Genomic DNA, 17,550 nt, shown 5'->3' on the forward strand with positions numbered 1-17,550 from the left:
CCTTTTTCTAAAAATCAAATGACTACACCTTTTGAAAATTAATTATACAATGCCTCGTTTAACCACTCTTCACAATGTTCTATAAGCCACCTCAAATATTCCACATATTGACCGACATGATAGCCGTCACAAACAGCATGATGTGCTTGAATGGCGACTGGCAATATGATTTTTCCTTCTTCCACCTTAAATTTGCCTAACGTAAAAATCGGCAGTAAATAAGTTTCATCTGTAGATACATTAAGGTTAAAAGAAGTAAAATCAATCCACGGCAGACTTGAAATATTGAACATGTTTTCTGGCATATGGGGTTTCGGAAATAGGCTGCTGCTTTTGCTAAATGTTTCAATGTCGGCCACACAGCTTTTATAAAACCGAGCAAAGTTTTCGTCATAAGGCGTCCAAATACTTGAAAACGTCTTTGTTTCTTTATTTAGAATTGTATAACTAGGATGGAGAATCTCCCAGTAACCAAGTTCATCGTTCACTTGATCCATCCGAAACTCGGGAATTTTTTGCACAGCTCTTGCTAACAAATAAATTTGCACAGGATATACTTTTAGCTTTTTTTCTTTTAATATTACATGCAATTTCGTGATATCTAGATTGATCACCAGGCTATATGAGCATCGGGTTAACGTCATATAATGATGAAAGTGCTCTTTTCTCGTATAATTTTCGTCTATTTGTTTAAACATTTTATCTCCTCCTGAATGTAATTTCATTTATTCAGGAGGAAACTTTATCTGCTTTCACCACCACAATCATCCTTTCAAGAGATATGACATGTTACTGTCCAATCAAAGTCTACCATGAGCTTTGCCTACGATAAAGCCTGCAGCAACTCTTCGTAAGTCATCTTGCCCAACGTGAATTTTTCTAGTGCTATATATGTTTTCTCCGCTGAGGTATTCATTCTATTATGACATTCATTCACTAACTCATTTTCATTTGTTATTGGCTCATGTATATGTTCTTTTTTTCTAAATGCTTCATAATATCTTATACCAAATATTCTCTGGGACATCGCATTGATGTGAATTCCGTCTGGGTTAGATGCAAGGCCTTTGGCAGTAACATAATAACAATTTTCGTTATGATGTGCATATTTTTGCAGTTCCTCGTTGATCAGTTGATATTCCACACATCCTGCGCCAAATGCTGCCTTTCCCAAGTAATCGCCCAAACCTCCTATCACAAGCGGAATGTTAGGTACGGATAATTCAGCTCTTAGTTCATTAAATAATCTTAGTATTTTTTCATCGTATTCTTTGTATTTCCCATCTTGGCTGTCACTTTCTCCTTGATGCCATAATATCCCTGCCAATTCGCTATTTTCCTTTGCAAATTTAGCTTCATTTACTGCATGACGAAATAATGCTCCATCCTGTGACCACTCATCAATGGAACTGCCACCCTCTGCACAAGGAATAAGGCCAATCTTCTCTCCTTCATGATCCTTACACCAAGCCTCCGCAAAGGAAGCCGCCAGTCCTACACCAGCTACTGGCCTATCAAAATGAATAGGTTCAGTCATCATTTGCCATCTTCCATTTCGCAGCATCATGATTCTTTCATTATAAATTGGCGGCACTTCATGCTTAAAGCCTCGACCCGCCATATTAGATTGTCCAATTAGTAAAAATGACTTCATACCTTTCCCCCTCCACTAAATATTTTATCAAATTGTTAACAGCTTGTAGCAGTGCAGCATCTACTAAAAAACAGCTCACCACAAACAATCTTATTGAAGCTTTCAAAAGTGCTGGGCTTGAAGCAGAAAAACCAACGGATCTTAAACAAAAAGAATTTGGCAATATAAGAGAAGAAGGAAAAAGGATTCTCATTCCTTCTTTAGGTGAAAATGCTGGTGGAAGGATTTTTAAATTTGGAAATGAAACTGACCTTAACCAAGCCAAATCTTATTATGATGGGTTGGGCAATGCTGGATCTATGTTCTTCTCTCACACATATTCAAAAGGGAATTTCCTATTACAAATGAACGGAGAAATGAAGGATTCTGAGTTTGAAAAATATAAGAAAGTGATGGATGAGGAAATAAAATAATTTCATATTTGTTTTAGTTTCTTTTTCTATTAGGAGGAAAACAAATGTCTTACTGGCTACTGACCCTTGCGTAGCAAAGGTTTAACTGATAATTCCGACTGGGCTCGAACCAGCGATCTCTACTCTGTCAAGGTAGCGCTCTCCCAGCTGAGCTACAGAATCATGGAGGTTATTTAATATAAACTTAAAACTTTATAAATTTGGTCACAGCTCGGTGACCAAGCTGTGACCATAAAAATTTCTCTTCTTAAATTTTATGTAAAAGGTTTTCTATAAATTTTTTAATAATCTATTAATTTTATTACCAAAGTTCCCTATTTTCGACCTATATGTCCACCTTTATTTTTAAAAATAAATTGTAAAGATGGCGGAAAGGGAAGGATATAACTTATCTTCAAATATTTTTTGTTATTTCTTGTTATTTAATGAAGGGGTTTGGGGAATATTGTCGAATTATTATTTTAGTAGCCTAATTATAGAAAAGAGGTATTAAGATGAAATTTAGTCAGTATTTCGAACTTGAAGATCTTACACAGAGTGATTTAGACTTTTTAGATGGTTTAATTGATAAAGATGTACCACTTTATATTGATCCTTCACAAATTGATGTGCAAGAGGAGGATTGGTTTCAAGAATCATCGGCAATAATCAATAGTTTTTTTGATCAAATTTTCAATTTGTATAGAAATGACAATAAGGCGGGGGCAGAGGCACTATTAATCAACGCTCATGAACCAAATGAAACTAAATTAGGTGTGTCTAGGGGATTTTCCAAAGGTAAAGGGACTTCTCCAGAAAAATTAATTGAGGTTTTTAACCACATTATAGATCAAGGTCTATTAGCCGAAGATTTGATTACGAATTATACAGATTTAAACATCTTTGTTAAAGACTTTGCTGAAGATAGAATGTCCGATCTTGTGACTAACTTATTAAGGGAAAAACTAGCTGAATATACGATCGAACAAAGCGAAATATATGGTTTGGAATTAACTCCTGAACCTATCGAAATTGGTGTTGCTTGGGATATTGAAACATTAAGTTGGAAGCAAGTACGGACTAGAGCACTTATAGTAAAGGATAAGCTATTGTTACTGGTTCCAAAATCAATTGTTGTCCAGAGATACTTGTATTCTGTTGAAGAATATCTTACTAAGTCGGTTTATATATGGAGGAAACAATATCACCTCGATAATGATACACCTTTAGTTAGGAAAAAATTCGTAAAGAAACACAAAAAAATAGTTCCCTTTCCACCCAAGAATGAAACTATTATAAAGAATGAAATCACTGATGAAGGGCTAACCCGTAAAGAATATGCCATTAAGAGTACTTTAGCGAATAGGGGCTTGATTAGGAATTTCAGAGATACAATTGGACATACGTTGAGAGGGACAAATAATAATAGGCTAAGTGATGAAGCCTTAACTCAAATCGTTAATAAAAGAGCATCAGAATAATTTCAATGACATAAAACAATTTGGCTACTCTCATAGAGTAGCTTTTTGCTTCATAAAGAAAAGGTGGATGTTGTGAAATAGACAGAGAAACAGGAATGATTAATTTGCGACATTTTCCCTTCCTCCAAATCCCGTTGACATATACATAAAAGTATCAACCGTTCCATCGATTTGGACACTATTACCATTTCCGCTCTTAAACACCAAAGAAAAAAGAATATCGCAAACAAACTTGTTTATAGAAATAATTAAATTGACCATGACATTGTTATTTGCACCTGTAAGGGGCAAACAATCAATCTTAGAAACTTACTTAGTACATTCAATAAACTTATTAGTAAAGCAAACCTTTCACAAATCCGCTTCCATGAGTTAAGACATATGCATGCAAGCTTGCTATTACAACAAGGCGAAAACATCAAGTTAATCTAAGAACAACTGTTAATTTTTTGACAGAATATGTGATCAATAGACCGTAACTAATATGAGAATAAAATAAAAAAAGCGTAAGTCCTTATATATCAAGAACTTACGGTTTCTTAACGGTATGATTCCGACTGGGCTCGAACCAGCGACCTCTACCCTGTCAAGGTAGCGCTCTCCCAGCTGAGCTACGGAATCGGGTTATGTATCAGTTCTGGGCTTTCTGTTACTGACAGTCTCTATTATATAACCATCATATTAAGTCGTCAATGGTTTTGTTCAAAAAAGGTCAAAAAGCCGGCGGCTGTGCCGGCTTTTTTTTCTCCTTCTTTATGATTGGTTCACAAGGACGGGCTTTAGTTGATCGAGTGCTTGTTTGAAGTCGCGTTTGAGGTCTTCTCCATTTTCAACTCCGACACTTAAACGAAGCAGCCCATCTGTAATCCCTCTTTTTTCTCTTTCTTCTTTTGGCATAGCCGCATGTGACATTTTGGCTGGATATGACAGAATCGATTCAACGGCGCCGAGGCTGACGGCGAATACAGGTAATGTGACGGCATCCACCAATTCTTTGACAGCCGCTTGGTTTTCTAGTTCAAATGAGAGAACGGCTCCTGCTCCGCTTGCTTGCTTGCGCTGAATGTGTGCCCCAGGATGATCGTCTAAGCCTGGATAGTATACTTTTTTCACCGCAGGATGTTCTTTTAGAAATGAAGCTAGTTCAAAGGCCGTTTGGCTTGCTTTTTCTAATCTGACCTGAAGGGTTTTTAACCCTCTTAACACAAGCCAGCAATCCTGCACGCCAAGGACCGCACCGAAGGAGTTTTGCAGCGAATAGAGTTCCTCTCCCAGCTTCTCATCTTTCACCACGGCTAAGCCTGACAGCACATCACTGTGGCCGCTTAAAAATTTCGTTGCGCTGTGCAGAACAACATCAACACCAAGGTCCAGCGGACGCTGAAGAGCAGGCGTTAAAAACGTATTATCTAAGAAAGTCAAACAGTCATGCTCTTTCGCAATCTGTACGACACCTACAATATCTGTAATGCCTAGTGTTGGATTTGACGGTGTTTCCATGTAAATGACCTTTGTATTCGATTGAATGCCTCTTTTAACTTCATTCAAATCCGTCATATCCACGAAGGTATGCTCAATCCCAAATCTTGAAAGAACTTGGGTGATCATTCGGAAAGTCCCGCCGTACACATCTCTTGTGACAAGGACGTGATCTCCCTTTGATAATAGAAGAAAAGCGGTTGAAATGGCTGCCATGCCAGATGCAAAGGCAAGCCCTCTCGTTCCTCCTTCTAGCGCGGCAATCGTATCCTCTAATGCTTGCCGTGTAGGAGTCCCCGATCTGGAGTAGTCATATTGACCAAATTCATCAAAGCTGCTTTGATGAAACGTGGACGCATGCTGAATCGGTACACTGACTGCACCTGTTGAACGGTCTGTTTTAAACGCATTATGAACTAGTTGTGTTTCGAGTGTCCAATCGTGTGTGGTCATTTAGCGTGTACCTCCTCTTTCACTTGTGATAGTGCCTGTTTCAAATCTGCTTTTAGGTCATCTACATGCTCAATGCCAACAGAGAAACGGAGCAGCTTGTTACACACACCGTTTGCAATGCGAATCTCTTCTGGAATATCCATATGCGTTTGTGTTGCAGGATACGTAATGAAGCTTTCGACTCCGCCAAGGCTTTCAGCAAAACAAATCGTTTTCAGCTGCTTCAAAAATGGATTGACCCAGTCCTCTTTGGCTACTCGGAATGACAGCATGCCTCCCTTTCCTGGATAAAGGACATCTTGAATTTCTGGTTGCTTCTCTAAAAACTGTGCCAGCTCCTTCGCATTTGCCTCGTGCTGGCGCATTCTAAGTGCCAGTGTTTTCATTCCTCTCATTAAAAGCCATGAGTCAAATGGAGCTAAAACTGCTCCAATTGCGTTTTGATGTTGGAACATGTCTTCAGACAGCTGCTCTCCCTTTGTCACCACAAGCCCGGCAAGGACATCATTGTGTCCGCCTAAATATTTGGTTGCGCTATGAATGACAATGTCCGCACCAAGCGTAATCGGCTTTTGCAAGACTGGTGTGTAAAAGGTGTTATCGACAATCACCAAAGCGCCATGTTCTTTTGCAATCTTCGCTATTTTTTGAATATCTGCTTCCTGCATGAGTGGATTTGTCGGCGTTTCAATAAAGACCGCTTTTGTGTTTGGCGTGATTTTTGAGCGTAAACAGTCTTCATCTGAGAAATCATCATAAAGAAAACGTAAGCCGTACTTTTTCCATTCGTTTTCAAACAAACGGTATGTACCGCCATATAGGTCTGATGAGACGATGAGTTCATCTCCACTTTCAAATAGAGCCATAATCGTTTGGATCGCAGCCATTCCCGAACTGAAGGCAAAACCGGCCGTCCCTTCTTCGAGTGAAGCAATTGCATCCTCTACAAGCTGTCTAGTTGGATTTTTCGTTCGAATGTAATCAAATCCTGTTGATTCTCCTATGCCTCTATGTCTGTATGCTGTCGAAAGATAAATGGGAGGGCTGACAGTGCCAGTCACCTCTTCGCTACGGTTTCCAATTTGCGCTAATTTCGTTTCCACATGTTCTGTCATTTGACACCATCCTAAGTAAAATCTGATTTCAAAACAGAAAACCCCTTCTTCATAAGAAGAAGGGGTTTAATCGCTTCCTCTTATCTTCCAAGCAAAAAAAGCTGCTTGCTGGATTTAGCACCTTGGTACATCACATGAAGTGATGCATACCGGTTGCTGAGGTTTCAAAGGGCCAGTCCCTCCACCTCTCACGATAAGAATGTGTTGTCTGTCTGTTCTAATTCTTAATACTGTAACCCATTAAATCTCATTTTTCAAGGGGAAATGTCATGATTAATTAAAATTTTCTGTATTTTATAACAGAATCGATGTTATACGATTTGATTGCATGTTAGCATATAGGAACAACGCTGTTTTTCATGTTACAATGAATGGAAACGTTTCACTTTATGATGAATTTGGTTAGCTGGAGGAATGGATTATGGTGAAGAAAACAGGAATCATTCAAGAAGAAACCTTACAGTCAAAAGAACTTGGGGCGGACATGACCATTTTGATCTATTTGCCAGTCAATTACTCCCCCCTTTATACATATCATGTCATCATTGCCCAGGATGGTCATGATTATTTCCGCCTAGGCAAAATCGGCAGACAGGCAGAAGAATTGATGCAAAACAAAGAAATGGAGCGTTCGATTATCATTGGTGTCCCTTATGAAAATGTCACGGAAAGACGAAACACGTATCATCCAGACGGCACAAAGTTTGAAGCGTATAAACGCTTCTTAGCAAATGAACTTGTCCCTTATATTGATGAACACTATCCAACCTATCAAATTGGATCAGGACGTACGTTTATTGGTGATTCGCTTGGTGCGACGATTTCCCTTATGACAGCCATTGATTATCCTTCTTTATTTGGCGGGCTGATTTTGCAGTCTCCTTACGTTGACGAGTCGGTCCTTGAAGCCGTCAAACAGTCGACAGCCCTTTCTCATTATGCCATTATTCATCAAATTGGGCTGGAAGAAACAGCTGTGAAAACAACAGATGGCCAAGTGCTTGATTTTGTTCAGCCGAACGAAGATTTAAAGGCCCTTCTTGAACAATCTGGTGCAGATTATTTATTTGAGACATTCGAAGGGGATCATAAATGGACGTTTTGGCAGCCGCTCATTGCGCCTTCGTTAAAAAGAATGCTCCCATATTCGTTAATCAACTGAATTTTGTTATAATAAACAATAATAAATACTTTCTTATTCAGGAGGGAACATGATGAAATACGGAGTTGTTATATTTCCATCAAAAAAATTGCAAGATATTGCGAACTCTTACCGGAAGCGTTATGATCCGAACTATGCACTCATACCGCCTCACTTAACATTAAGAACACCTTTTGAATTAACGGATCTAGAAGCGGCTGAGGTCGTCTCAACGTTAAGAGATTATGCAAAAAATGCTTCTCCTATTACGTTACGTATTAAAAAATTCAGTTCATTCGCTCCTGTAAACAACGTCATTTATATGAAAGTAGAACCGAACGAGGACATCATGGCGCTCAATGAGAGATTGTACGCAGATCCACTTGCTGGTACACCTGAATATGCCTTTGTTCCGCATGTGACAGTAGCTCAAAAACTATCAGATGATGAGCATTCAGACGTACTTGGCACATTAAAGCTGAGAAAGATTGACCATGAAGAAACAGTGGATCGCTTCCACCTTTTATATCAATTAGAGAACGGGTCTTGGACCGTCTATGAAACATTTATTTTAGGAGAAGAGGGTTAAAGACATTTGAAAACAGTCATCGCAACAGCACAAACACAACGAGAAGATGCATATTACGTTCGAAAAGAAGTATTCGTAAAAGAACAAGAAGTCCCAATTGAGATCGAAATAGATGAACTAGAAGACAAAGCCACCCATTTTGTCATTTACAATGATGACAAAAAGCCTCAGGCAGCCGCTAGACTGCGGATCATTGAGGGATCAAAGGCAAAGCTTGAACGAATTTGTGTGTTAAAAGAGGCGCGCTCCTTCGGCCTTGGCCACAAGCTATTAGAAGCGCTAGAAGCAGAAGCGATTGCTAATGGAGCAAAAGAAGCGGTTATGCATGCCCAAGTCCAAGCTCTTCCTTTCTACGAAAAGAAAGGCTACAAAGCGGTTTCTGAACCGTTTGAAGAAGCAGGAATCAAACATGTCAAAATGACAAAAACACTGTCTGTTTGAACAAAAGAAAAGCCAGAGCATTCAAGATGCCCTGGCTTTTTCTTTTTCATTATCGTTCGAAGAAAGCGCAATCATTTATATATACGTATTGATATGAATGCCCTTGCCTTCCTCCATAAACATATCTCGTACAAAGCGTTCCCGCTTTTTTTGCTGTACTTTCGTTTCCGCTTCTGTCACTAAGTCCTCTTTTTTCTCCAGCTCTCTGTATACCTTGTCATGAAAGGTGCGAGTAACCTTTGTTACTTTTGCGTAGTCTTCTTTATCCTGAGGAGCTGGACGATTGATATATTGAAAATACAGATCCGGCTGAATCGGGACTATATATCCCATCAAGAACGCCTCCTTTGCTTCTCTCTTACTCTACTATTCCCTAATTATGACTGTTTGAAACACGCCTCATTTGATATGATTAGATGTGTTTCATTTTAAGATTGATTGACTATTGGAGGACTAGCTTTGAAATGCGCACGACGACATGATCGAACGATCTCATTACATACGTATTCGAGAGAACACTATCAATTCCTCCATGCCGAGGGAAAAAAAGGACAATTATTCTGCCCATATTGCGGACAACCGGTCTTTTTTAGATTAAATATACATGATGAACCTGCCTTTATTCATAAGCACATGTCTCAGCAAGAGATCTGTGAAAAAACTGAAGAACAAGCAGATCATAATCAAACAGCAGAGCAAGAGGAAAGGGCCTCCTATAAAGAACTTGGCGGCTTCCGTTTTCCAACCGGCAAACAGATCATCTCACAAACGAACGAATCAAATGACTGGCAGGAACCTAGGTCGATTCAATTTAGCGACGCCTTACATTTAGAAGAGAATGAACAAGTTCATACGATCGACCTCTTTCCGCATATCACCTTTAGCACACCGCAGCTTCAAGCTGTCACACATCAAGATGGTCCGATGCTTGTGCTGGCTGGTGCCGGCAGCGGGAAAACAAGAGTCCTGACGGCTAGAGCAGCTTATCTCATGTCCCATCATCATATTCCTGCTCACCATATTTTACTCGTGACTTTCACGACCAAAGCGAGCAGTGAGATGAAAGAAAGGCTGCGCAAGCAATACCAGCTTCATCCTTCACAAGCCAGCCAAGTAGTGACAGGCACCTTCCACAGTCTTTTTTATAAAATGCTGCTTCACGATGACGCAAACAAATGGAACGGCCAGCATCTGATCAAGTTTGACTGGCAAAAGGAGCAATACATCCGAAAAGCCATTATGAATGAGGGACTTGATGAGAAAGACTACCCTACCGATCAAGTACTGCAATCCATCGGCTATTGGAAAAATGCCTTTTTACCAGGTGAACTTCCTGATTTGAAGGATGAAAAGGAAAAACACATGTGGACGATCTACCAATCATATGAACAGCAAAAACGAGACAATCAGCAATTTGACTTTGATGATATGGCGATTGCCTGCTTACATATGCTGACAGAACAGCCCGAACTGCTAAAACGGTATCAAGAACGATTCCAGTATATTTTAGTGGATGAATTTCAGGATATTAATCCAGTACAATATCAATTGATTCAGCTTTTAGCCGGAGAATCAGAGCAGTTATTTTGTGTAGGTGATGATGATCAAGCCATTTACGCCTTTAGAGGGAGCAATCCTGCTTTCATTCTTGAATTCAAACAGGACTATCCTTCGGCTCAGATCGTCCATTTACATGCGAATTACCGGTCTCACCATACGATTGTCGCAAGTGCAGATGCTATTATTAAGAAAAATCAGCATCGTTATGAGAAGACGTTAAAAGCCGTGCGCGAGGAGAAAATTCCTCCGACGCTTTTTTATCCATATGATGAAGAAGAGGAAGCGACGATGATTGTCGCAGATATTCAGGAGAAAATTAAAAACGGTGCAAAGCCGAATGACTTCTGCGTACTGTTTCGAACGAATACAGGCGGCCGGGCAATTTATGAACGGCTGCATCAATCGGCGATCCCTTATGAAACGGATACCGGCGTCAAAGCCTTCTACAGCAGACGAATGGTTCGGGTTCTCCTCGCCTTTCTTTCTTTAAGTCAGGATGCAGATGATGTGGCAGCCATGAAACAGCTGCTGTCGGTTTTCTTTTTAAAGCAGCAAACCCTGAATACACTAAAGGCACTGACCATCACAGAAGATTGCTCAATGGTAGAAGCGCTCGGAAAACTGACAGATATACAGCCGTTTCAACGGAAAAAGCTGCAATCAATAGTTCCTTTGTTCCGAACGTTACGTACATTAAAGCCATCGGACGCAGTGACATTTATTGAACAAAAGATGGGACTCGGTGATTACTTAAAAAAACGGGTTAACGATACGAATGTACTTGAAAAAGGGGCGGATGATGTACGTGATGTGAAAACGGCCGCCAAACGCTTTGAAACGATTGAAGCCTTTCTCGCACATGCCGAACATATGAAGTCTGCCGAAAAGGAAAAAACAGATGAACCCGGTGTTCAGCTCATGACGATCCACCGCGCAAAGGGACTTGAGTTCCAGACAGTATACATCACTTGTGTGGTCGACGGGGCACTGCCTCATGATTTCTCACTGGATGAACTCAGAAACGGTGATGAAGAAGCGCTGGAAGAAGAGCGCCGTTTATTATATGTTGCCATGACAAGAGCAGAACAATCTCTTTATCTGTCTGTTCCATCATTTAGACGAGGAAAAACGGCTCATCGTTCTCGTTTTTTGTATCCTCTTCTAAAGAAAAACCGTGAATTATTTACGCAAAAACAACAGGCCCCCCTATAAACGGAGAGCCTGTTGTTTATTTTTTGTTGTTCATCATTTTAGCGATTGTATTGAAATCAAGCTTTTCTTTCCCACTTGTAATCGATTGAACGATTTTGTCTTCCATTTCTTTAGGTACACGTTTGTTCGCAAGCTGCGCTACTTTTTTAATGACGCCTCGAACGGTATTCTCATCTTTAAAGTTGGCATTTTGCAAAGAACCTGCAAGTTTAAACACATCATTCATATTCACACCGGTTTTGTTTTCTACGCTTTTAAAGAATTTATTATCCATTCATTTGCCTCCTCTTTGTGGAGTAATCACCTTACTATATGAAAATAGGCGAGATATGTGCCTATCCTAAAGCCTTGTTTGACCAAAGAGAAAGGAAAGCAAAAGGCTTCCCCCTTGCTTCCCTCACCTTCTTACTTTTTAGTAGTTAAAGAAAGAAGCACCAACGATGATTAGAAGGATGAAAAGCACAACGACAAGAACAAATGTTGATCCATATCCGCCGCCGTAGCCACCACCGTAGCCGCCGCAAGAACCGCCACCGTAACCGTAACTCATATATAAGCACCTCCTCTTCTCCCTTACAAAGTATGAAAAATGAAAGAAATGGTTTGGACGATCACATAAAAAAGTGCGGATTTTTTATTTCTGCTGTTTAAAGACGTAATCTGCCTCTCTATGACGCATCATGAATGCTTCTGTTTCTTTCGCAAAAGCATCCATCTTCACACCAAATGCTTTTAAGTGCTCCTCAAGATCATTCGCTTTATCCGCTAGATCCATTTCAGCCTTTTCGTGCGCTTGTTCTTTCCCATCATGGGGTTTAGTGAACAAGGAACCAATTAATTGTTCGAATGCATCCATTCTGGTCACCCCTTCTCTCTTACATATGCACCACTCAAAAAAAGGGCAACAAAAAAACCGGATAAATCCGGCTTTTGTTTTTCTCTTCTATTGAGGTTTCTTTTTGTTTCCACAGCCGCAGCCCGTTTTCTTGATTTTCTTCGTATATACAGATTGTTGATTTGACTGCGCTGGATAACCTTGAAGCGTATGTGACGGCGTTTCGTTTGGTTTCATCGCAACCCTTCCTTTCCTATTCCATGATAGTATATGCATTTGTTGAAAGCGTGTCTGATCAGAATGCCTGTTTATTTCACAAGCTTTGAGACGACCGCTTCAATGATGCCTGCTGCTGCGGCAATCGCTAATAGTAAATTAAGCCACATGCTGATGACAGGAAAAAGTATGTATATCAGAAGTAAGGCAGCAGTGCACCATATGCCAGTACACCAATAACAGCTTAACAGTTCTCCAATCCAAGACCGCAGTCCTTCCCCTTTAATGATGATATATGTTTCGACCTCACCTTGTTCGTTTACCTCTTCCTGTTCTTCATGAAATAGACGGCGGAAAGGGGCAGTAATGGTATCAAACACAATCAGTCTCGTCAGTCTAAAGGATGCGAGGGCAAACACGACAAATGACAAAGCACCGCTCAGAAGCCTCCACCTCCTTCTTTCTTCTTTTTCCGTCCTTTCTTTATATATGCAAAAAAAAAGACCGCCATGATGAATCGGGTGGAAATAAAATTGGGTTGTACTTTTTCACACTTTCCGATTCCACCTTGCGTCCTTGTTGCATTAAATAATGTATAGATAAGAAAGGAGTGAAAGTATTGTCTATTGAAGAAAGTGCTGAAATATTATATACACAACTGTTAAACGAATTAATCAGCAATTATGATGATTTCATTGAGATCAAAGATTCCGAAAATGTCACAATTCATAAAACAGATGTAACAGCTGCACTCTCCCTTCAAGCGACCGTAACGACAATCATTACTCTTTTAATCCAAATTCTTGTACCAGACGATGAAGTGGCTGCCGACATCACAGATCAGCTTTTATCCACACAACAAGTGACAGTCCAAAAGAAAACTGTGATTCAAATCATCAACTGCCATAACATTACGATTACATTATCAGATGCATCCATTATGACCTCCGTCCAAATTCTCACTCAAACATTGAATGTACTCTTAGTTGAAGCCGGCATTCTTTGACCCTTTCTTTTTCTAACATGACGTATGAAAGAGGTGAAATCATCGTGGCTGAAGAGAACGAAAAAAAGGAGTTTCAAATCAATACTGATATTGATCCACTAACGAGTCTTCTTGTAAGTGATGTGTTAAACAAAAACAATATCACTGATGATCAGAAAGCAAATATCTCAGATGATCAAAGAAGAATGATTTTGAAATTAGTGGAGGATTTACAAAAGAAAGCAAATGATTTCGTAGAACAGCAGCAAGAGAAAAAAAGGCAGGCTGAGGCAGCAAAACATCCGGAACAAGTAGAGCCTGAACCAAAAGTACGTCCAAAACGAAATTCACTTCGAAATCGTATTCAGCAGCGCCGTGATGCACAGCGTAATAACGATTAAATAAAAATGGGTTGCCTGCTAGGGTAAATGCCCGAGACAAAACCACGCATTCCAGCATTTAATAAAGTAAACGGAAGGAGGAATAGAAATGGATTCTAAACCATATTCTTGGGTCGCTCTAGATCGTAACTGTACACACCACGGACACCACAGACACCACGACGATTACAACTATGAAAGAAAAGCACTTTGTGACGACTATTATGATGATGAAGATGTCTTACAAGACTTGGATCAAGTAAGCTTCACAAAGCAGACATCTGAAGAAGTCATTATCGTCAGAGACTCTTGTGACATTAACGTCTCTTCTGTTGATGCACAGGTTGCAGCATCTATCCAAGTAGCGATTCAAACAGCGATCATCACTATTACAAATATCTCAATCGCTGACGGTGATTTGGCAGACCGCGTTACGCAGGATCTTTTACAAGCCGCTACTCACAAACAAACAAACCGCCAAAAACTTGTCATCGAAAATTCAAGAAACGTTACAGTATCTACAATCGATGCGGACATCTCTATCGCAATCCAAACACTTACTCAAACACTTGTTGCGACAATCGTTGCAATCGGTATCCTCTAATGTACAAAAGCAGAGCGAAAAGCTCTGCTTTTCCTTTTTATCAAAATACATCAAATATAATTGGTCATTTACCCACACCAACTAGAGGGCGCATACATATGTTGTTAAGGACTAAAGTCAAATACCTTGTTAAAGGAGCTGAAATCCATGAGCTGCGGAAAACACCATGGCCGACATGATGAAAACTGTGTATGCGATGCAGTTGATAAGATTTTAGCAGAGCAGGAAGCTGTAGAAGATAAATGTCCTACGAGCTGCTACAGTAATTTATTAAGCCCAACCGTTTCTGGAAAAGATACGATTCCGTTTTTACTTTTTGATAAAAAGGGCGGGTTGTTCTCTACTTTCGGAAACATCGGAGGATTCGTTGACGATTGCCAATGCTTCGAATCTATTTTCTTCCGGGTTGAAAAATTACACGACTGCTGTGCTACGTTATCTGTATTAAGACCTGTTGATGTACACGGACATACGCTAAGCGTGTGTCACCCTTGTGACCCTGACTTCTTTGGTCTAGAAAAAACTGACTTTTGTATTGAGGTTGATCTAAACTGCTTCTGCGCAATCCAATGCTTAAACCCAGAGCTTGTCGACAGAGTCATGCCATCAAAAGATAAAAAGCATCATCACCACGGCTAAATCAACAGGCCGCTCATCTAACTTTTCATGAGTCAAAGCATCCCCTTCCTCACAAATGACAGCCAATCATGCGGAGCAGTCAGCATAAGAAGCGGCCGCTTCCGCATTGGTTAAAAGTAGATGCACGAGCCGGCAAAGATAGCTAGAAGATGATGACAGTGCTCAAACACTCAAACAAATTTCCTAGTATAGGAGGGTTGAATATGAGCCGCAATCATTCATGGAGCTGTGTAACAGAGGCTGTTGAAAACATTAGCGACTTGCAAAATGCTGTCAAAGAAGATTGCCCGACCAGCTGTTACAGCAATCTCCTTTCTCCATCACATTCATTAGGTGACACTGTCCCGTTTGTTCTCTTTACATCCAAATCAAAACCATTCGTCGCATTCGGAAATGTCGGAGAAGTAGACGCAGGCCCTTGCTTCAGCACTGCATTTTTCAGAGTCGAACATATCTGTGATCACTGTGCAACACTCAGCTTGCTTATCGCATTTGACAAAGACCGTCATATTTTAGATTTTACAGATAAAGATTCCTTATGTGATGTGTTCCGATTAGAAAAATCGAAGTATTGCGTTGAAGTAGACCTTGACTGCTTCTGCGCAATCGAGTGCCTAAACCCACGACTCATCAATCGTAACTGCTAACAAAAAAAGTCCCTATATGGGACTTTTTTTTATTAGTTAAAAACCTAGCGGGTGGATGGAAGAAATCTCAGCAATCGCTAATTCGACTGGATTCCCCCCGCCTGCTGTACGAATGACCACTGTATCATCATTTCGATCCATGATGATTCCTCTATATGTTTTACCATCAGCTTCAATTAGACAAAGAGCTCTTGGCATATTATGAGGCAGTCTTGTGAGAAAATCGACTTTTTCATCAATACTCATCTGACTTAAAGGCTTTTTCACTCGTTTTCTTCTTGGTTCTTCTTTTGTTTCATGAAAGACACCTTCTGGCTGATTTCCCTCTTCTTCTTGAGACTCTCGCTTTTGTATGAGCTCTGGTTCTTGTGTGATCTCTTGTTCCTGTGTAAGCTCGGCTTCTTGTGTAGCCTCTTGTTCCTGCGTAGGCTCGGCTTCTTGTGTTGCCTCTTGTTCCTGTGCAGGCTCGGCTTCTTGTGTGATCTCTTGTTCTTCTGTAAACTCAGCTTCTTGTGTCATATCTCGTTCTTGTTGAAGTTTAGGCGGCTCGGCTTCTTTTTTATGCTCTATTTCTTGAGCTGCAGGTTCCTCCTGCTTGCTTTCTTCGATCACGTCTTTTTCATTGGTATCACTTTCTGGCTGTTTTTCTGATTTCTTTCGCTTTCTCACAATATTTTGCATGGCCGGCTTTGATTCATGATAGCTCGGCTGAACAATATACATCAGCGGCTTTTGATTCTCATCACCTTTATTTGACATACTAATCCCTCCCGAATGATTCATTCCTTATATATATGAACGGAGGCCTCAAATCAGAAGAAAAATAAAAAAACAGCATACCCTTCATCGGTATGCTGCAAGTCATGTATTCGTTTAGCGGGCAATGATATGGAAGCCAGAATCAACATGCAGATTCTCACCTGTCATGCCGCGAGATAGATCACTGAATAAGAATAGAGCTGTATCGCCAACTTCTTCAGGAGTTGTTGTACGGCGAAGCGGTGCACGCTCTTCAATATCCTTCAGAATGGTATTAAAGCCGCTGATGCCTTTTGCAGATAACGTACGAATTGGACCAGCAGAAATACTGTTCACGCGGATGCCTTCTGCGCCCAAATCAGCTGCTAAATATTTCACACTTGCTTCAAGTGATGCTTTCGCTACACCCATGACGTTGTAGTTTGATACAACACGCTCTCCGCCTAGGTATGTAAGCGTCACAATGCTTCCACCCTCTGTCATTAATGGACGTGCTGCTTTTGCTACAGCAGTTAATGAGTATGCACTAATGTTGTGCGCCAAAAGGAAACCTTCACGGTTCGTGTTCAAGTATTCGCCAACAAGCTCTTCCTTGTTTGCAAATGCAATTGCATGCGCAACGCCATGAATGACTTGTACTTTTTCTTTAATTGCAGCAAAACATTTTTCGATTTCTTCATCACTTGTCACGTCACATGGAAGAATGATTGAATCATCACGCTCAAGTGTGCTTGCAAGCTCTTTTACCGATTCAGCAAGACGATCTCCAACATAAGTAAAAATCAAACGAGCTCCAGCTTCATGAAGTGAGCGGGCAATTCCCCAAGCGATGCTTCGTTTATTGGCAACACCCATCACCACGATATTACGGCCTTCTAAAGAAAAGTTCATATGTAATAAAGCCTCCTATTTTTTCAAGACATAGTATTAGTACCTGATCATAATATTATCACAGATCATAAGAGAAT

At 40.3% G+C, this 17,550-nt stretch carries 24 protein-coding genes, 2 tRNA genes and 1 riboswitch; of the genes, 12 read left to right on the forward strand and 14 right to left on the reverse strand.

Annotation, left to right across the window (positions count from 1 at the left end):
• Positions 1–38 precede the first annotated feature (38 nt).
• Positions 39–698 carry a type A chloramphenicol O-acetyltransferase gene (catA, locus tag NSS92_RS08535; RefSeq protein ID WP_340867335.1) on the reverse strand — a complete coding sequence of 220 codons (660 nt, stop codon included), beginning with the start codon at positions 696–698 and terminating at the stop codon, positions 39–41.
• 125 nt (positions 699–823) lie between these two features.
• Positions 824–1,654, reverse strand: a complete 831-nt coding sequence (locus tag NSS92_RS08540; protein WP_340867336.1) for a sialate O-acetylesterase — start codon at positions 1,652–1,654, stop codon at positions 824–826.
• On the opposite strand from NSS92_RS08540, the gene NSS92_RS08545 reads away from it, so the two are divergent.
• The gene (locus NSS92_RS08545) at positions 1,645–2,067 is read left to right on the forward strand and encodes a stress protein (RefSeq protein WP_340867337.1); all 423 of its coding nucleotides are present in this window, start codon (positions 1,645–1,647) and stop codon (positions 2,065–2,067) included. The genes NSS92_RS08540 and NSS92_RS08545 overlap by 10 nt on opposite strands.
• A gap of 89 nt (positions 2,068–2,156) precedes the next feature.
• Here NSS92_RS08545 and NSS92_RS08550 read toward each other — a convergent pair.
• Positions 2,157–2,229 (reverse strand) — tRNA-Val (locus tag NSS92_RS08550).
• Between the two features lie 332 nt (positions 2,230–2,561).
• On the opposite strand from NSS92_RS08550, the gene NSS92_RS08555 reads away from it, so the two are divergent.
• A complete protein-coding gene (locus tag NSS92_RS08555; RefSeq protein ID WP_340867338.1) occupies positions 2,562–3,527 on the forward strand; it encodes a hypothetical protein in 966 nt (321 codons plus the stop codon).
• A 264-nt stretch (positions 3,528–3,791) separates the two neighbouring features.
• Positions 3,792–3,959: a tyrosine-type recombinase/integrase gene (locus NSS92_RS19460; RefSeq protein ID WP_445661651.1), complete on the forward strand. Its 168-nt coding sequence runs from the start codon at positions 3,792–3,794 to the stop codon at positions 3,957–3,959.
• Positions 3,960–4,075: 116 nt separating this feature from the next.
• Here NSS92_RS19460 and NSS92_RS08560 read toward each other — a convergent pair.
• The 3 genes from NSS92_RS08560 to NSS92_RS08570 form a co-directional block, all read right to left on the reverse strand.
• Positions 4,076–4,148: transfer RNA gene (locus tag NSS92_RS08560), tRNA-Val, on the reverse strand.
• A 132-nt stretch (positions 4,149–4,280) separates the two neighbouring features.
• Positions 4,281–5,459 carry a cystathionine beta-lyase gene (gene metC, locus NSS92_RS08565; protein WP_340867339.1) on the reverse strand — a complete coding sequence of 393 codons (1,179 nt, stop codon included), beginning with the start codon at positions 5,457–5,459 and terminating at the stop codon, positions 4,281–4,283.
• Entirely contained in the window at positions 5,456–6,574 is a 1,119-nt protein-coding gene (locus tag NSS92_RS08570) for a methionine biosynthesis PLP-dependent protein (RefSeq protein ID WP_340867340.1), read from the reverse strand. Before NSS92_RS08570 ends, metC begins: the two co-directional genes overlap by 4 nt.
• A gap of 77 nt (positions 6,575–6,651) precedes the next feature.
• Positions 6,652–6,774, reverse strand: a riboswitch (SAM riboswitch).
• Positions 6,775–6,995: 221 nt separating this feature from the next.
• On the opposite strand from NSS92_RS08570, the gene NSS92_RS08575 reads away from it, so the two are divergent.
• From NSS92_RS08575 to NSS92_RS08585, 3 genes are read left to right on the forward strand one after another with little or no spacing between them, the layout of a single operon-like run.
• Positions 6,996–7,736, forward strand: coding sequence for an alpha/beta hydrolase (locus tag NSS92_RS08575; RefSeq protein ID WP_151039292.1), 741 nt, complete (start codon positions 6,996–6,998; stop codon positions 7,734–7,736).
• Positions 7,737–7,788: 52 nt separating this feature from the next.
• Positions 7,789–8,304 (forward strand): YjcG family protein, encoded by a 516-nt coding sequence (locus tag NSS92_RS08580; RefSeq protein ID WP_024426454.1) that lies wholly within the window; start codon positions 7,789–7,791, stop codon positions 8,302–8,304.
• A gap of 6 nt (positions 8,305–8,310) precedes the next feature.
• The gene (locus NSS92_RS08585; RefSeq protein ID WP_340867341.1) at positions 8,311–8,745 is read left to right on the forward strand and encodes a GNAT family N-acetyltransferase; all 435 of its coding nucleotides are present in this window, start codon (positions 8,311–8,313) and stop codon (positions 8,743–8,745) included.
• Positions 8,746–8,820: 75 nt separating this feature from the next.
• Here NSS92_RS08585 and NSS92_RS08590 read toward each other — a convergent pair whose 3' ends face one another.
• Positions 8,821–9,078, reverse strand: a complete 258-nt coding sequence (locus NSS92_RS08590) for a hypothetical protein (protein ID WP_340867342.1) — start codon at positions 9,076–9,078, stop codon at positions 8,821–8,823.
• 126 nt (positions 9,079–9,204) lie between these two features.
• Between NSS92_RS08590 and NSS92_RS08595 the strand changes: the two genes are divergently transcribed.
• Positions 9,205–11,517 (forward strand): ATP-dependent helicase, encoded by a 2,313-nt coding sequence (locus NSS92_RS08595; RefSeq protein WP_340867343.1) that lies wholly within the window; start codon positions 9,205–9,207, stop codon positions 11,515–11,517.
• Between the two features lie 16 nt (positions 11,518–11,533).
• On the opposite strand, the gene NSS92_RS08600 is transcribed toward NSS92_RS08595, so the two are convergent.
• The 5 genes from NSS92_RS08600 to NSS92_RS08620 form a co-directional block, all read right to left on the reverse strand.
• The gene (locus NSS92_RS08600) at positions 11,534–11,791 is read right to left on the reverse strand and encodes a stage VI sporulation protein F (protein ID WP_008348417.1); all 258 of its coding nucleotides are present in this window, start codon (positions 11,789–11,791) and stop codon (positions 11,534–11,536) included.
• 138 nt (positions 11,792–11,929) lie between these two features.
• Positions 11,930–12,067, reverse strand: coding sequence for a YjcZ family sporulation protein (locus NSS92_RS08605; protein ID WP_024426457.1), 138 nt, complete (start codon positions 12,065–12,067; stop codon positions 11,930–11,932).
• 84 nt (positions 12,068–12,151) lie between these two features.
• A complete protein-coding gene (locus NSS92_RS08610) occupies positions 12,152–12,373 on the reverse strand; it encodes a hypothetical protein (protein ID WP_267586035.1) in 222 nt (73 codons plus the stop codon).
• Positions 12,374–12,460: 87 nt separating this feature from the next.
• Positions 12,461–12,589 carry a hypothetical protein gene (locus NSS92_RS08615; protein ID WP_255290946.1) on the reverse strand — a complete coding sequence of 43 codons (129 nt, stop codon included), beginning with the start codon at positions 12,587–12,589 and terminating at the stop codon, positions 12,461–12,463.
• Positions 12,590–12,660: 71 nt separating this feature from the next.
• Positions 12,661–13,011 carry a DUF1360 domain-containing protein gene (locus NSS92_RS08620; protein ID WP_024425011.1) on the reverse strand — a complete coding sequence of 117 codons (351 nt, stop codon included), beginning with the start codon at positions 13,009–13,011 and terminating at the stop codon, positions 12,661–12,663.
• Between the two features lie 167 nt (positions 13,012–13,178).
• Between NSS92_RS08620 and NSS92_RS08625 the strand changes: the two genes are divergently transcribed.
• The 5 genes from NSS92_RS08625 to NSS92_RS08645 all read left to right on the forward strand — a co-directional run bounded on the left by NSS92_RS08625 (position 13,179) and on the right by NSS92_RS08645 (position 15,823).
• Positions 13,179–13,574: a spore coat protein gene (locus tag NSS92_RS08625; protein WP_267586034.1), complete on the forward strand. Its 396-nt coding sequence runs from the start codon at positions 13,179–13,181 to the stop codon at positions 13,572–13,574.
• A 44-nt stretch (positions 13,575–13,618) separates the two neighbouring features.
• Complete coding sequence (locus tag NSS92_RS08630; protein ID WP_095408678.1) at positions 13,619–13,954, forward strand: spore coat protein; 336 nt, start codon at positions 13,619–13,621, stop codon at positions 13,952–13,954.
• A gap of 88 nt (positions 13,955–14,042) precedes the next feature.
• Positions 14,043–14,537, forward strand: coding sequence for a spore coat protein (locus NSS92_RS08635; protein ID WP_267586033.1), 495 nt, complete (start codon positions 14,043–14,045; stop codon positions 14,535–14,537).
• A gap of 147 nt (positions 14,538–14,684) precedes the next feature.
• Entirely contained in the window at positions 14,685–15,176 is a 492-nt protein-coding gene (locus NSS92_RS08640; RefSeq protein ID WP_003211658.1) for a CotY/CotZ family spore coat protein, read from the forward strand.
• Positions 15,177–15,379: 203 nt separating this feature from the next.
• Positions 15,380–15,823 (forward strand): CotY/CotZ family spore coat protein, encoded by a 444-nt coding sequence (locus NSS92_RS08645; RefSeq protein ID WP_024426462.1) that lies wholly within the window; start codon positions 15,380–15,382, stop codon positions 15,821–15,823.
• 36 nt (positions 15,824–15,859) lie between these two features.
• On the opposite strand, the gene NSS92_RS08650 is transcribed toward NSS92_RS08645, so the two are convergent.
• Both NSS92_RS08650 and fabI read right to left on the reverse strand, forming a co-directional pair.
• Positions 15,860–16,582 carry a CotO family spore coat protein gene (locus NSS92_RS08650; protein ID WP_340867344.1) on the reverse strand — a complete coding sequence of 241 codons (723 nt, stop codon included), beginning with the start codon at positions 16,580–16,582 and terminating at the stop codon, positions 15,860–15,862.
• 114 nt (positions 16,583–16,696) lie between these two features.
• On the reverse strand, positions 16,697–17,473 hold the full coding sequence (fabI, locus tag NSS92_RS08655) for an enoyl-ACP reductase FabI (protein WP_024425017.1): 777 nt from the start codon (positions 17,471–17,473) through the stop codon (positions 16,697–16,699).
• Between the last annotated feature and the right edge of the window lie 77 nt (positions 17,474–17,550).

It is taken from the genome of Bacillus sp. FSL M8-0166 (genome assembly GCF_038008825.1).
In the GTDB taxonomy this organism is placed as follows: Bacteria; Bacillota; Bacilli; order Bacillales; family Bacillaceae; genus Bacillus; species Bacillus safensis.

Coding starts and splice junctions, on each gene's coding strand:
- catA (WP_340867335.1), bottom strand. CDS start 698: ATGTTTAAACAAATAGACGAAAATTATACGAGAAAAGAGCACTTTCAT.
- NSS92_RS08545 (WP_340867337.1), top strand. CDS start 1,645: ATGACTTCATACCTTTCCCCCTCCACTAAATATTTTATCAAATTGTTA.
- NSS92_RS08540 (WP_340867336.1), bottom strand. CDS start 1,654: ATGAAGTCATTTTTACTAATTGGACAATCTAATATGGCGGGTCGAGGC.
- NSS92_RS08555 (WP_340867338.1), top strand. CDS start 2,562: ATGAAATTTAGTCAGTATTTCGAACTTGAAGATCTTACACAGAGTGAT.
- metC (WP_340867339.1), bottom strand. CDS start 5,459: ATGACCACACACGATTGGACACTCGAAACACAACTAGTTCATAATGCG.
- NSS92_RS08570 (WP_340867340.1), bottom strand. CDS start 6,574: ATGACAGAACATGTGGAAACGAAATTAGCGCAAATTGGAAACCGTAGC.
- NSS92_RS08575 (WP_151039292.1), top strand. CDS start 6,996: ATGGTGAAGAAAACAGGAATCATTCAAGAAGAAACCTTACAGTCAAAA.
- NSS92_RS08580 (WP_024426454.1), top strand. CDS start 7,789: ATGAAATACGGAGTTGTTATATTTCCATCAAAAAAATTGCAAGATATT.
- NSS92_RS08590 (WP_340867342.1), bottom strand. CDS start 9,078: ATGGGATATATAGTCCCGATTCAGCCGGATCTGTATTTTCAATATATC.
- NSS92_RS08600 (WP_008348417.1), bottom strand. CDS start 11,791: ATGGATAATAAATTCTTTAAAAGCGTAGAAAACAAAACCGGTGTGAAT.
- NSS92_RS08605 (WP_024426457.1), bottom strand. CDS start 12,067: ATGAGTTACGGTTACGGTGGCGGTTCTTGCGGCGGCTACGGTGGTGGC.
- NSS92_RS08610 (WP_267586035.1), bottom strand. CDS start 12,373: ATGGATGCATTCGAACAATTAATTGGTTCCTTGTTCACTAAACCCCAT.
- NSS92_RS08615 (WP_255290946.1), bottom strand. CDS start 12,589: ATGAAACCAAACGAAACGCCGTCACATACGCTTCAAGGTTATCCAGCG.
- NSS92_RS08635 (WP_267586033.1), top strand. CDS start 14,043: ATGGATTCTAAACCATATTCTTGGGTCGCTCTAGATCGTAACTGTACA.
- NSS92_RS08640 (WP_003211658.1), top strand. CDS start 14,685: ATGAGCTGCGGAAAACACCATGGCCGACATGATGAAAACTGTGTATGC.
- NSS92_RS08645 (WP_024426462.1), top strand. CDS start 15,380: ATGAGCCGCAATCATTCATGGAGCTGTGTAACAGAGGCTGTTGAAAAC.
- NSS92_RS08650 (WP_340867344.1), bottom strand. CDS start 16,582: ATGTCAAATAAAGGTGATGAGAATCAAAAGCCGCTGATGTATATTGTT.
- fabI (WP_024425017.1), bottom strand. CDS start 17,473: ATGAACTTTTCTTTAGAAGGCCGTAATATCGTGGTGATGGGTGTTGCC.